This window comes from Paraburkholderia sp. SECH2 (assembly GCF_030464795.1).
GTDB classification, from domain to species: Bacteria; Pseudomonadota; Gammaproteobacteria; order Burkholderiales; family Burkholderiaceae; genus Paraburkholderia; species Paraburkholderia aspalathi.
The window spans coordinates 16,192-30,401 of sequence record NZ_JALPRH010000046.1 but is presented as its reverse complement, the minus strand read 5'-3'; the positions used below and the strand labels follow the sequence as shown (position 1 = coordinate 30,401).

The window sequence follows — 14,210 nt, the reverse complement described above, 5'->3', positions numbered from 1 at the left end:
CCGGCCTGTTCACGCGTCAGTAGCCGCGATCGCCAACCAAAAAAATCTCTGCTTTGTCCATGCCTGGTGACTCAGCCTGATAAAGTCTTTCTCACATCGCATAACGGCACCTACGCCGCGGACTTGAGCCCGACCCTGGATCCGGATGCGACATCGAGGTGGTGCGGCATTAAGAGGCGGATCGCGTCCGACCCGGCAATACTTCTGACCGTGCCGTCTTGTACCGTTGATTCGGTGCACGCGCGGCATCAAGACCCTGCCGCGCGTTCGCCACCTGTATTCTTACCATACCGCGGTCGTCAGCTGACGGTACGGTATGTACACTGCGCTCATTGAATCCCGCAAAGAAAGCGTGTCAATGAAGGAAAATCCGGCGGCAGCGAGATCAAGCGATTTTTTTCAGACGTTGAAGCACACGCATTGACAGACGGCGTCGGCTGTCATTGCGGAGTCGGTTGCATCGCGCAGGGGACGGGACAACGACGTATCTGGCGGGGTGTCGTACCGGCCACGTTCAGGTACGGGTCGATCCATCCAGCGGCCGCGGGATGCAGTGGGCGATGTGGGTCTTGCTGTCCTTGCCATGAACCCGCAGAAGCGGCACTTTGCATAACCCGGAATTGTCCCGCATCTTCACCCAGGCGAACTTCTACAGGCCGCGCCACGGCAACACCGCGAGCGATCGCGCGGATCGCGCTTACTCTGTTCGAGCGCGCGCCCCGCGAGTCGAAATTAAATGCCAGGTGTGCGCGAATTCGATTGCCCGTATGTCGTTCAGAGAGATGACTGGGTGGAGTATTCCGAAACGAATCCGAACCCTTTACTCCAGTGTCAACAAATGGCAGCGTGAGGTAGTTGAGTACTCCATCAACGTCTGTCTGCATACGCACAGACGTGCGCGCGCGTGTTGAAACGCCAGCGGTGAAATATGGCGAAACAAACATTGACTCGCGCCCCCTCAAGCGTTGACGTATGTTACAGCGCACACCACTTGTGAATCGATCGATGTTCTAAATCGACAGGGTAGAGCCGCTGTGTGACTAGTCGCATCCGGCAAGAATTTTGGGTGCTTTAAACACGTATTTGCGATCGGCGTCTGGAAGTGGAAACCTCAACATGATGAACAGTCTGATAAACGGAAAGATAGAGCGATCGATCGACCGCATCCGGGACGGGCTGAATTTGCCAGTGCGGTTGACGACTATGTCCGGAATGAGCTACGACCTGGGTTGCTTCGACGTTCCCCTGATTCACGTACGTGCTAACGATGGTCACGGGTTGAAATCACTGCTCGATCCCGCGGTCACATCGTTAGGCGAAGCTTATGTTAACCAGCACATCGACATCGATGGCGATGTGAACGACATTATTCGGCTTGCCCATAGACTCTCCGCGTTGAGGGCGAGAAATAGCACGCTTCAGCATTCCCTCTTTCAGTGTCCGCGGGTCGCGTGGGTAGCATGGGACACAGCGCGGTTTCGCCGTCCGCACACGAGGCAGGATGACAAAGAGTCGATCGAGCATCACTATGACGTCTCAAACGACTTCTACAAGCTGTGGCTCGACGATAACATGGTCTACTCGTGCGCCTACTACGAGCGAGGCGACGAGTCACTGGACGAGGCGCAGCTCAGTAAGATCGATCTTATCCTCGACAAGATCCGGCTGAAGCCGGGGGAGCGCCTGCTCGACATAGGTTGTGGATGGGGGGCGCTTGTCATACGGGCAGCGCAGCGCTTTGGAGCCCGATGCGTAGGGGCTCCGATTTCGACGCGACAGTGGCAACTGGCGACAGAGCGTGTCCGGCGGGCAGGCCTGGAAAATCAGGTGAAAATCTTGCTGGAGGACTACCGGGACGCAACAGGACATTACGATCGCATCACGAGTGTAGGCATGTTCGAGCACGTAGGGCTCGCGAATCTGGGCAGTTACATTCGCAAGATTAATTCGCTATTGCGGGACGGTGGCATAGCTCTGAATCAGGGCATTGCGTCTACCTCTCCCGACAGCAATGAGGCTCCGATGTGGGCTCGCAGCTTTATTAGAAAGTATGTGGCCCCGGGCCGGGAGCTGCCTCAACTGTCGCATGCCATTCAGGAGATGCGGGCAGGCGGCTTGGAGGTACTGGACGTGGAGAGCCGAGACGGCATTACGCGCGAACCTTTGACGTCTGGTCTGAGCGCTTTGAAGCAAATTCCCGGACTATTCGAGAGATGCTCGGCGAGCAGACGTGCAGGATCTGGCGGGTCTACCTGGCAGGCGGTGCACATGCCTTTTCGGTCGACGATGTGTCCGGCTACCAGATTGTCTGTCAGAAAGCAGGAAAGTCTGCCGGCGCCATCGCCTGGTCGCCACCGTATCGGTCGCGTCGCTGTCTAAGAGGATGGTTCGTCGCCGGATTTTGGCGTTGTGGAACAGACGACGGTCGGCTGAAATGCAGTTCTCGTGTAGAGCAGACTGTCGCCGTCGGATGAATAATCCCCCGCTGACTTCGCGAAACAGCACGACTTCGTGCCGCGTGTGTGCAAGCCGTACCGTGCGAAGACGAAGGGCAAAGTTGAAGGCATGAACGGATATCTACGCTACAGCTTCTGGGTTCCGCTGGTTTCGATGCTCAAGCAGGCTGGCGTGACGGCGGACGAGGACATCTGCAACCAGCGTGTGAGGCTCTGGCTGCGCGAGCAAACGTCCGTATCCACGGCACCCCCCCGGCGCGTTCTGCGCGAAGAGCGTTCGCATCTGTTGCCGCTGCCGGCGCCGTATGTGGGACGTTCGATCCATACGGGCGCGACGCCGTATCAACGACCGAAACCCGAGTCGCGCTACGCGACTGCGGAATGGAGCAAGTCCTTGCTACATCCACTGTCGGGCTACGACTCGTTCAGCCACGCGCAGGAGGTCCACGCATGACCCCGCAACTCGAGCGCCTGACTGTGCTGTGCAAGCAGCTGAATCCGCTGTACCTGCCAACCCAGCTGCACACATCGGCCAGATGGCCGCGAAACGCGAGTTCGGCTATCATGGAGCATGCCCTGAAGGACGAAGCCATGGCACGTACCGAAGAACGAATCCACCGGATGCTGCTGACGCGCCTTGCCGGCTTCCCGGCGATCAGGACCCTCGGCGATTTCGATTTCGAATTCGCGCTCGGCGTCCCGAAAGCGCTGGTTCTCGAACTCGGTAGCCTCGCCTTCGTGGAACGGGCCGAGAACGTGGTGCTGCTCGGACCCGGTGGCGTTGGTAAGACCCATCTGGCGATCGCACTTGGATATCGTGCAACACAGGCCGGTATGCGAACCCGGTTTATCACGGACGCTGGTCTCCTGATGCAACTGACAACCACATTACCAGCTGAAGGAAGCCATCAAGCGGATCACCAGGCCCTACCGGCTGCTGATCATCGACGAAATTTGACTGTCGCTAAATCATGACTCTCGAATCGGAAGCAGTTAAAGTGGGGGCCTTAATCCCCACATACAATCGACCTGATGCGGTACGTCACTGCGTGTTGCAATTGTTACACCAGTCGAGACCGCCCGATCTAATTTGCGTTCATCAGAATGGGTCCCCTGATAATTACAATTGGTGCATCGAGGATCTGAGCCATCCGATAATATGGATACATACTCCCGTTACCATTCCTCAGCATGAGTGGTATCTTCAACCAATCCTCCGACTTCTCGAAGAAGATTGCACACATTATTTCTGGACCGATCATGACGATCTCTATTTGGCAAATCACGTTCAAGAATCATTGAGTGATCTGGATCGTGGATACGATTTTCGGATATCAAATCATTGCGATGTTCTAATAATGAAAGACAATGGGTATCGATACTACCCGTCTGTTCTGTTTGACATCCATAAGCCTGGGGGCATGAGTTCATCAATGGCCTTTAATAGAAGGTTCGCCATTGCACTCACGGAAGACATTGCAATGCACGCCGACATTTATTACACGGATTGGATAGTGGCGAATCACACCATGCCAAAATTCCGATGCTACTGTTCGTCGGTCAGATCAACGGTCTATGTGTCGCACTCGAATTCAGTATCCTCGCCACATTGGTTGGATATTGAAAATCCACAATTCAAAAAATTTTCACTGAATCGCTAGTAAGCAAGGCACATTCAAATGAATATTCGATTTAAGTTCGTAGAACAGTCGTTTGACTAAAAATCGATCAATGCGTGTAGCGACTAATTTCAAAAAATTACTACGTTAGTATATCATATGGTTTACTATGGCACATCTCCAACAATCCCAATTCATAGCCGGTGTTAAACAATTTCTCCATGAGTATTTTGTATCGAAGAATGTGCTCGAAATTGGAAGTCTGGATATTAATGGAAGTGTTCGCGAATTTTTCAGCAATTGTAAATATATCGGACTGGATATCGGTGAGGGGAAAGGTGTTGATCTCGTTTGCCCAGGGCAGAGCTACGGTGCTAGCTGCGCCGAGTATGACGTCGTGATCTCGTGTGAAGCGATGGAACACAATCCGAATTGGAAAGAAACTTGGATTAACATGCTGCGAGTTGTTAAGGACGACGGGCTCGTACTGATGACATGTGCCACCGCGGGAAGGCAGCAACATGGCACGGAAGAATTTGGCCCAATGTTCTCTCCGCTAACACACGCGACTGGTCAAAATTATTATAAAAATCTATTGCGAAGGGATTTCGAAGGAATTGTTAACCATTCTGGGTGGTTTTCAAGCTATGGTTTTTTTACTGATCATTCGCATAATGATCTATTTTTCTATGGCGTTGGCCTGAAGGCAAATTCAGGAATAGTGCGACGCGCCGCACACATGTATTCTGCATTTGAAGATTTCTACTACCAACGAAATATCATGGGGAGATATTAAGCACGTGCGCGGCGACCCTCCCAGTTCAGGGGGAGAAAGGATAGCGCGGACGCTGTAGGCATCCTTCCAAAGCGCTTAGCTCGGCTCGTTGTTACTCGTTGTACTGGCGTATCACCGCGATAGGTGCACCACCGCGGGCTTGTCATAAATTTTGTGTGTCGGCATAACATGTAGCTCAAGGAGCATATATGCCACGCAAACCGAAGACGACTGCCGGGGCAATCGATACCATTAACTCGAAAAATAAGCTACTCGGTCACGAGGTTCCGGCATCCATGAAACGCAAAAACGATTCGCCGCCAGCCCCTGAGCGCGCAGAGTTGGAGCGGCAAGTCGAATCGCTTCGATACAACATCCGGCAATTGCAACTTGAACACGACATTTTGAAGAAGGTCCTCGAACTGATAAAAAAGCCTGGGCCTCGACCCACAGCTCCTGACCAATCGGGAAAAGACGTTGGTGGTTGAAGCCCTTAGACAAACCTACGCGCTGTCAGAACTCTTTGCCGGACTGGGCCTTGCCCGCAGCTCCTATTTATGTCATCGGGCACGACGACGAGTCCACGATTTCTGCCGAACCCCCTGCGACCCAACTCAATCGAACGTTTGCATTGCAAGCAGATTCTGTTCGCGGACGTTGCGGCGTTTTGTTGATGCGCGCCGGGAATCGCTATCCGTACCGGCTAGGTTTAGCGCACCAATATCGCGGTCGGATGCGGTGCGTGAATATCCTTTCTGACGGACTGGTAGTGGCTGTATGCCGGACCTGATTGATTTGAAAAACGCATTCACTTCGTCAGATGAGGTAGCCCCCGCAGAGCGCCTTAATGATCACCCACGGCAGGTCGAGAGATTTGTGCGAGACGTCATCCGATCTTTTGAAGATGCACTGCCGTCTCGTGCTGTTTCACGTGCGCAGCGGCGGCACGTCTTGCGTCAGATCCTTCAGTTTGCTGAGGAGTTTAGCGGGGCCATTGTCTGACGTTCATCACCGACGTGCCGTGACAGAAGATTGCTTATCCGGTTGATGGAGTGTGGCCGGCGATGCTTGTCATGAATAGGTCGTCCATGTCGGCAATAAACGCATGATGAGAGAAGCGAACGCATCATGGCCGCCCGCTTGCTCGACAGTCGGAACCAGTGGCTAAAGGATTTTCGACTGCGATAGCTGCGAGGGACGCGAGTTGATTGTCACGCTTTGCATTTATGCTTTTATCAACGGAAGCCAGTAATACACCGCTTGGATTCAAGCGTCATGGAAACTGACGGGGGTTGGCATCGCTAATGGTCAGCATGGAGAGAGATCGTGTCCATGGTCAATGTTCACGATCCTGTCCAACGGCGCGTCTATCGCCGAACTTCTGTTCGTTGCATTCCGCGCGCGCCGAGCATTCAGGCGGCGTCACTTCGACAGGGCCGAATCGCTGGCGGAACTATGAAACCCTGCCGTCCCAAACGACCACCTATCGTTGCCGTCTACACACGATGCAACGGTTTCTGCTGTTGCTGCCATCGTTGGCTGCCCAGATGGATCTCCTAATGGGCATGGCGTTCAGGACCGTTGCCATATTGGGTGAGGCGAGTTGAAGAAGTATCTGTCCGATGGTCCGCCGACTTCCGCCCGCGGGATTCGAGAGGTTTCACGGAAAAACTGCGTGATTTGGCCAGATTGCACTCGCAGCCAGGCGCGAAGAACGCGTTGGAGTGACGAGATACGGTTGCCGCCTGTGTCGAAATCGCCCCGAGTCCGGCGCCCGTTAACAGTGATCAACCGCTTCCTTGTGCGGGACCCATTCATCGAGGCCGGCGACAGCCTGGAGCGGTAGTTGGACCCAGACAGATATGCCACCGCCCTCCCGGGTTCTATACTGCAGGCTTCCTCCATGCAGCTTCGCAATGCGCTCGGCGATGGCCAGACCCAGTCCAGTCCCGCCGACACGGGTGCCCGAGTTGCTGCCGCGGTGGAAAGGGTATTTGAGACACTCGAGCTCTTCTCCGGAGATCGTCGTTCCGCGGTCACTGACCACAACGAACGCAGAATGATCGTCGGACAGAGTTTGAACGTGGAGGCCAACACGGCCATACTCCACCGCGTTGTGCATAAGGTTCATTAACATGCGAAACATGGCAACCGGCCGGAACGAAACGTCTGGTAATTGCTCCAGAGACAGTGTGAAGTTGTGTCCGAGCCCACAGAAGTCCGCCGCAAGGCGTTTCACGAGAACGTTCAAGTCACCTGGAACGCTGGCTTCGCGTTCACCGCTCCCCGAGTAGTCAAGGAACTGCTGGACGATCTCGTCGACCTGATTCAGATATTCGTCGGTAGATGAAACAAAAGCGCGGTCGGCATTGGCAGAATCCGACATCGCAATCGCGAGGCGCATCTTGGTCAGCGGAGTTCTGATGTCATGTGAGATTCCCGCGAGCATTAGCATGCGCGTCGCCTCTGCACGCTTTAACGATTCCGCCATCTGATTGAATGACTCGCTCACCCGTGCAATTTCCGCAGGTCCATCGGTTGGGAGGGGAGTGGGACGCCGGCCATTGCTTATTTGTGCAGCCGCATGAGCGAGTTCTTGCAGAGGGGTGTTCAGTCGACGCTGGATAAGATACCCGGCTACGGCGGCAAGAATGCCCAGCCCGAGGGACAGAAGCGCTGCAGCTGTAATCGTCGTGCTTTCCGGGTCCTGGGGGATAGGCATTCGTATCCAGGTGGGCGCCCCGGCTATATTCATGCCGATCAGGAGGCTATGCTGCATATCACTATCCCAGCGGACTAGCATATCCGGAGGCAGCTGTCTGAGCAGTTCGGTGGAAAAGATCCGGTGTTGATACCTGCGATAGAAGTCGAAATGCAGGTCCTGATTTACGAGAGTGACTTTGTCAGCAGATTTTGCCTCTTCCTCGATGCGCGACGTGACGATGGAACTCTCCTCCAGAGGGAGCGTTGTAACGAGTTTGTCAATCTCCTTGATGTATGTGGCAAATGCCTGTGCAGCATGTTCGATCCGAGGGCCCTGGACGAAATAGGCAAGCGTGCCTAACGTAAAGATTTGGCTAAGGATAACCAGTACGACCAGCAGAGCAATATTGCGTGCCAGCATGGTGCGTGGAAATCTATAGATTCTCATAATTCAATGTCCGAAAGGAGCATGTAGCCGGATCCCCAAACTGTCCGTATAAAGCGCGGTGTTGACGGATCGTCCTCCACCGCCTGCCGCAATCGTAATATCCGGATATCGATGCTGCGGCAGAAAACGTCCTGGTTCCGGCCACCGGTCCGGGCATTCAGAATATGTCGACTTACCGCTCGGTTGGGCGTCAGGGCGAGCGCATGGAGGAGCATCATCTGCGACGAGTGGATATCGACAGACTGGCCATTGCGTGTCAGAAGCTGTCGGGCAACGTCGAGGCGGAAGTCGCCGAATCGCACAAACTGGAAGTTAGTTGGAAGCTCGCCAGCGGCGATTCGTTGCCGCCGTAATAACGCTTTGACGCGTGCCAGTAGTTCTCGCGGGAAAAACGGCTTCGGAAGGTAGTCATCTGCGCCGGTTTCAAGGCCTATCGCCCTGTCAATCGGATCTCCCTTTCCGGTCAGCATGAGGACTGGCAGGTTGTGCCCTTCGCTTCGAAGTCGACGGCAGACTGACAGGCCGTCCTCCGGTTCCATCAATAGATCGAGAATCACCAGATCAAAGCGCTCACGCTGCAGATGGCGGTCAAGCTGCTTCGAGTCAGTTACCGTTCGAACATCGAAACCGTGTTCGGAAAGGAAGCGCTTAAGCATGTTACGCAGTTCGACTTCGTCGTCGACGATGATGATTCTGGCAGGAGGGGACATTTGACTTCGGTCTTCATCTGAATCCGATAAGAGGGAAGGCGCATCGTTGCAGGTTGAGTACATAAAAGTCGCAGTTAAGGACGATGGCGTAGCTACCCGCGATATGGAGGAAGCGCATACACCTTGTCGATTCAGGGCGCGCCGCGAAATGGATGCATTCGCGATGCGACGTTTTGACCGGAGAGGGGTCGACACATGGTCGAACAGAACTCCGTCTGACAGGTGTCCTGAACTAGCGTGTGATCTCAAACCTTGCCGATACAGGTTTGGGCGGCAAAGGATTTAAAAATACGATTCGATCTTTCGATGCTTTCCCGGCAGTAATGTCATGGACATCCTCATCGGATGTCACCGGGATTTGCCTTGGAAGTGTCGTCGATCAGCAGTGCGTGCTCAGTTCCTGTCGTATGACCGAACGCGGAGACGCGCAATGGATCATATTCCGCACATGACCACAGCGTCGATTCCCGCGATTGCAAACGCGCTCCTCGCTGGCGCAGACGTTAGCAACGCAGCCTGATCCTGTGGCGTCTGATACAAACACTCGTTGCCAGTGCAAGGGAGGCGATTGGGTGTTGCCTGCACGTTGTACGCTATCCGTTCCAAGTTGCAGCCATGTACAGGTAGAGACTTTACATCTCACCTTGGGCTGATGCACATGACGACATCCTTTGAAATAATTTCAGCAAGCTGGAGCACCGCGGGAAGCGACGAACCTGATGGGCGGGATACCGCTCCAGTCGCCGTCAGGGGCCGTGGAGCGGATGGACGGCGTATCCAGGGCGTGGTGTGAGCCAGTCATGTCAAGTCGGCTGGATCTTTCGGTGCGTGATGTTGCGCCGTGGACTCCGAGTCCGCCCGGGCGGATTTTTGATGAAATGCTGTGAAACAATATTTGCGTTTCACGACGATCCGGCCGTCAATAGAATCTCACGTCTTGACCGCGGCTGCGGGACGGTGTCTGGTTCACGTCCCTTATGGTCAGTGAATTGGTCGAGCCTCGAGGTGAATTGTTGGGCAGGACTTATCAACGTGTACAGGGTAAAAGAAATGGACGATTCCGCAAAGGCGCAGGTAGCGATTCCAACCGGAACGGGTCCGAGAGGCATTCGATACGACTTTAACGATGGTGCGCGCGTGTTGTTGCCGAAGGGGGACTGGCGCGTAGAGCTACACGATCTTGATAGCGGAAACGTACTGTTCAGAACGGATATTGCCGAAGGCATGGTGACGAGCACCAAGAAATTCTATGTCCGGTTTGGTATTCGGGTATGGCAGAAGGGCAAAGAGAAGCCCGATTTCTCACACGATATGGAATTTGCAGGCAAACGGGTGTGCGTCCATTTTCCCGTGGGTACGCTTGGGGACATTCTTGCGTGGTTTCCTTACGTCGAACGGTTTCGCGAAATTCACGGTTGCCAGGTGAGCTACACGATGGCCGACGAGGTTGCCGCGCTGTTCAGCGCGACCTATCCGAACTTACACTATGTCGCTTTCAGTGAGCATGACGATTTCTATGCGAGTTATCGCATGGGGTTATTTTTTGACGACAGCGAGAACTGCATGCAGCCAATCGACTTTCGGCTCGTTGGGTTGCATCGGACAGCGGCGAACATTCTCGGTGTGGATGACGCAGAGTTGCCTGCGAAGTTGAAGCTTGATGCACCGCGGATTGTCGAAGAGCCTTACGTGTGCATCGCAGTCCAGGCGTCGACCCAATGCAAGAAGTGGAACAACCCGACCGGTTGGCGAGATGTAATCCGGCACATTAAGGCGAGCGGATACCGCGTGCTATGCATTGATCGTGAACAGTTCCACGGGCAGGTCCCCGCATGGCAGTACTGCCCCCCCGAGGCGGAAGACTTTACCGGTAATCGTCCGCTCGGGGAGCGGGTGGCACTACTGCAACACGCCTCGGCGTTCGTCGGGTTGTCGAGCGGACTGGCATGGCTGGCGTGGGCGTGCCGGGTTCCAGTTGTCATGATCAGTGGTTTCACGTTGCCGTTTAACGAGTTTCGCACGCCGTACCGCGTGTTCAACATTCATACGTGTACCGGGTGCTGGAATGATGTCCGGCACCGCTTTGATCACAAGGACTTCTTCTGGTGTCCGCGGCATAAAGGAACTAACCGCCAGTACGAGTGTTCCGCGTTGATCACGTCTCATCAGGTGATTCGCCAGTTTGACCGGCTTCTTCAGGACATGAAAGACGGCGAGCGTTGCCCTGATTCTGCCGCACACGTGACCCTTGAAAATGAGGACCGTGCTGCGTAACGCGTTCGGGTCAACGCGACAGGAAGGACTCCGCCTGCAGTAGTGTTGCGAGGTGAATCTGCGGTACTGCAGAGGAAGGAGTTCACATGCAGGAGCATCGTTGGTGAAAAGGGTCCTTGCCGATCGTGCGCGCGCGAGTTGCATGTGATTGTGTTGAGCCATGCGCAGGTCATGTGATCCAGGTATGCACTCGTGTCTTTGAGGGTTCCCGCAGGAGATGGGGAACGGTTGACGTGCCGCGAGATGACGGATTTTGTCCGAAATATTGTTGCCTTTCATGTCGTGCGCATCGCCTGTTGGTCTCCTGCCTCATAGTTAGCGGCGGGGCAATTTTTTGCTCTCGCCGGAGAGGAGAGGAGTGATGGTAGTGGCAGGGTGTGAGCAGTCGAGCTGGACAGGAAGGGCAGGGCACCCTGTACCGCCTTGGAAATGTAGAGCGGGTTTCGTTGGCTGGATCGTAACGGTGACCGCTGTGCTGATTGGCGTAATCTGGATCGTTGCATTTGCCCGTATCCAGTTTGAGGGTACAGAGGCAAGGCGCGCTACAGCGGAGCGCTCAGCTCAGTTGACGGATTCTTTTTCCACGCATATTGACAGGACAATTCATGACGCCGATGTCGTCCTGCGCCGGTTAAAGGCAGAGTACGAACGTTCGCCGTCGACATTCGCCCTCGAAACCTATGGGCGGCAGGGTGTGATCTCCGCGGACACGGCACTGCAGGTCGCCATTGTTGGGGCGGATGGCGAGGTTATCCAGTCAACGACTCCTGGCAGCAGTGGTGTGAATCTTGCCGACCGACCACACTTCAAGGTTCACGAGACCAATCGCAAGGCGGGGCTCTACATCAGCCAGCCCGTTCTGGGGCGGATTTCATATCGATGGACATTGCAATTCACTCGTCGCCCGAATCATTCAGATGATTCGTTCGCCGGGGTGGTTGTGGTATCAGAGGATCCGGACTATCTCACAGATGGCTTCTACAACCTTGATGCGCCTGGATCCGACGGCATGCTCGCAGTGATCTCGGACAGCGGCTATTTGTTGTCAAGACGTGCTGGAGGTGAACGGGGGCCCGCGAACGAGTTCTCTGCGCATTCTTACTGCCAGTTGGGTCGAGCGGACGGCGGTACGGTTGACGATCCTGTAGATCACGTTCGCCGATTCCTGACCTGTCACCAGCTTGTCCGCTATCCGTTTGCGGTACTGGTTGGGCTGTCAGAGCGCGAAGTACTGGCCGGGTATCGTCGCGCGAAGAAACTGTATCTGTTGATGGGGGCTGTCGCCAGCGCTCTGCTGGTCATAGCGGCAGCCATTGTCACCATAACGACGGGTAAGACGAAGACCCAGAACCAGACACAGACTGACGGGTTGACCGGATTGCCAGACAGATACATGTTCGTCCAGGCGCTTCGGCGCCGCATGCAAGAGTTGGGTGCGGCATCGAAGCTGGCGGTAATGTACATCGATCTGAACGATTTCAAGTATATAAACGGCACGCTTCAACCCGAGACAGGCGATGACCTGCTGCGTCGCATTGCGCGACGCGTCGCCGACGTTGCCGGACAGGGTCGATTGCTGGCGCGTATCGGCGGCGATGAGTTTGTTGTACTTCTCGATGGCGATGGTGTTGGCGCGAGGGCAGTGGACCTTGCGGGGGCGTTGATCCGCAGATTCGATCGCCCGTTCGGCACACGCGGCAACAGTCATACGGTCCGCTTACGTATTGGTGTTGTCGTGTACGACGATTCGAACGACACGGAGTTCGATGTGCTGACCAAGGCTAATCTCGCAATGGATCAGGCCAGGATAGCGGGCAAGGGCGCCGGTGTCAGCCAGCATTTTGTCTATTCGACAGAGTTGTCTGAGCGCGCAAAATCCAGCGTGGAAAAACTCCAGTCCCTGCAGCACGCGATCATCAAGAAAGAGTTCTTTCTGGACTATCAGCCAATTGTTGGGCTCGACGGAGAGCTCAGAGGGGTCGAAGCGCTTGTGCGGTGGCGGCATCCGGACAAAGGTGTGATTTCGCCGGCTGATTTTATTCCTTTGGCCGAGTCGAGCGGCTTGATTGTGCAGATCGGTGAGTTTGTCATTGATCAGGCATGCCGGGATTTTTGTCAGTGGCAGAAAACTGATCCGCGTCCGCTCACGCTTTCGATCAACGTGTCTCCCGTCCAGCTGATGAACGCGGATGTTGTCCGTACGGTAAGGCGTTGCCTTGACGACTATATGATCGCGCCGAACGCGTTGCAGGTGGAGGTGACTGAGACGGTCATGCTGGAAGGGGGCGCCGTTGTTCGGGAGCGGCTTGGTGCGTTGCGCGAAGCGGGGGTGAGAATCGTGCTGGACGATTTCGGAGCGGGTTATTCATCGCTTTCGCAACTGGTGAATCTTGCGATCGATGGCGTGAAAATCGATCGCGATTTTATGAAGGGTATTCCAACGCGATATGCATCGACACTATTGTTAACTCATCTTATCCGGCTCACGCGGGAACTGAACCTTTCGCTCGTTATTGAAGGGGTAGAGACTCGAGATCAGGTAGAGTGGCTGTCACAGTTTGGCGATCTGGCGGTTCAGGGATTTTACTTTTCGAAACCCGTATCTCCCGCCGAACTACCGATTGCGAGGTGTGGAACGTAAGTCAGAGCTGACGTTCAGCAATAGCGAAGACTCGCGTGAAAACTCACCTACGAATGCGCTAACGGCTCGGGCAAGACAGGTCAGGCGACGGCTGTCCGGGAGCCACGAGCGACAGCCAGGAATACTTCTGAAGCGCTGGGTGCGTCTGCGAGAGCCGTGTGTGGGGTTGTCTACGCCCCGATCGACAGGAAGATTGACGTTTCGCGTACTTCTGATGCTGTGGCTGAAATCCCGGCGTTGGCCTGTCGACCGCAACGGCCACCGTGGCCGCCATCGGCGACCCTGCCGCCTTCAGGTCTGGGCGGGACTTCGCCAGCATGGCTGGGGTTACCGGCCGAGCAATGCAATCAATGCGCACGTTCTACAGAAGTCTGGACGACCTGGAAGCCGCCGGCCTCATCAACAGGCCTCCGCAACGACGCTATGGACAGGCTGGCCTCTTTGGTCGCGCTTACCTTCATTTAACTGAACAGGCAACCTCCCTCCTCAGTCTGGTTGAAATAGGGCGCGCCACCGAGACGCAGCCAGCTTCCGACACTCCGGGCGCGTCTTCTGAACATGAAGAACGCCTATCTCACGCCCGG

Annotated in this window: 6 protein-coding genes and 5 pseudogenes; 9 read left to right on the top strand and 2 right to left on the bottom strand. The window is 55.1% G+C overall.

The window, feature by feature from the left end:
- Positions 1–1,119: 1,119 nt before the first annotated feature.
- The 6 genes and pseudogenes from M0D66_RS36915 to M0D66_RS36895 form a co-directional block, all read left to right on the top strand.
- Positions 1,120–2,351, top strand: a pseudogene (locus M0D66_RS36915) (class I SAM-dependent methyltransferase); the annotation flags it as partial.
- Positions 2,352–2,508: 157 nt separating this feature from the next.
- A pseudogene (locus tag M0D66_RS36910) lies at positions 2,509–2,910 on the top strand (IS21 family transposase); the annotation flags it as partial.
- Positions 2,907–3,411: pseudogene (locus M0D66_RS36905) on the top strand (ATP-binding protein); the annotation flags it as partial. The pseudogenes M0D66_RS36910 and M0D66_RS36905, both read left to right, overlap by 4 nt.
- A 16-nt stretch (positions 3,412–3,427) precedes the next feature.
- Complete coding sequence (locus M0D66_RS38030; RefSeq protein WP_367619546.1) at positions 3,428–4,117, top strand: glycosyltransferase family 2 protein; 690 nt, start codon at positions 3,428–3,430, stop codon at positions 4,115–4,117.
- A 127-nt stretch (positions 4,118–4,244) separates the two neighbouring features.
- Positions 4,245–4,871, top strand: coding sequence for a hypothetical protein (locus M0D66_RS36900; RefSeq protein ID WP_266212845.1), 627 nt, complete (start codon positions 4,245–4,247; stop codon positions 4,869–4,871).
- A gap of 233 nt (positions 4,872–5,104) precedes the next feature.
- Positions 5,105–5,426, top strand: a pseudogene (locus tag M0D66_RS36895) (IS3 family transposase); the annotation flags it as partial.
- A gap of 1,201 nt (positions 5,427–6,627) precedes the next feature.
- On the opposite strand, the gene M0D66_RS36890 reads toward M0D66_RS36895, so the two are convergent.
- Positions 6,628–7,974: an ATP-binding protein gene (locus M0D66_RS36890; protein ID WP_266212844.1), complete on the bottom strand. Its 1,347-nt coding sequence runs from the start codon at positions 7,972–7,974 to the stop codon at positions 6,628–6,630.
- A gap of 23 nt (positions 7,975–7,997) precedes the next feature.
- Positions 7,998–8,711 carry a response regulator gene (locus tag M0D66_RS36885; RefSeq protein ID WP_266212843.1) on the bottom strand — a complete coding sequence of 238 codons (714 nt, stop codon included), beginning with the start codon at positions 8,709–8,711 and terminating at the stop codon, positions 7,998–8,000.
- Positions 8,712–9,761: 1,050 nt separating this feature from the next.
- On the opposite strand from M0D66_RS36885, the gene M0D66_RS36880 reads away from it, so the two are divergent.
- The 3 genes and pseudogenes from M0D66_RS36880 to M0D66_RS36870 form a co-directional block, all read left to right on the top strand.
- Entirely contained in the window at positions 9,762–10,985 is a 1,224-nt protein-coding gene (locus M0D66_RS36880; RefSeq protein WP_266212842.1) for an autotransporter strand-loop-strand O-heptosyltransferase, read from the top strand.
- A 463-nt stretch (positions 10,986–11,448) separates the two neighbouring features.
- Entirely contained in the window at positions 11,449–13,626 is a 2,178-nt protein-coding gene (locus M0D66_RS36875; RefSeq protein WP_266212841.1) for an EAL domain-containing protein, read from the top strand.
- 230 nt (positions 13,627–13,856) lie between these two features.
- Positions 13,857–13,956: pseudogene (locus tag M0D66_RS36870) on the top strand (transposase); the annotation flags it as partial.
- Between the last annotated feature and the right edge of the window lie 254 nt (positions 13,957–14,210).

What these genes read in the sequence shown, in the direction of transcription:
- M0D66_RS38030 (WP_367619546.1), top strand. Translation starts at nt 3,428, where the DNA reads ATGACTCTCGAATCGGAAGCAGTTAAAGTGGGGGCCTTAATCCCCACA.
- M0D66_RS36900 (WP_266212845.1), top strand. Translation starts at nt 4,245, where the DNA reads ATGGCACATCTCCAACAATCCCAATTCATAGCCGGTGTTAAACAATTT.
- M0D66_RS36890 (WP_266212844.1), bottom strand. Translation starts at nt 7,974, where the DNA reads ATGCTGGCACGCAATATTGCTCTGCTGGTCGTACTGGTTATCCTTAGC.
- M0D66_RS36885 (WP_266212843.1), bottom strand. Translation starts at nt 8,711, where the DNA reads ATGTCCCCTCCTGCCAGAATCATCATCGTCGACGACGAAGTCGAACTG.
- M0D66_RS36880 (WP_266212842.1), top strand. Translation starts at nt 9,762, where the DNA reads ATGGACGATTCCGCAAAGGCGCAGGTAGCGATTCCAACCGGAACGGGT.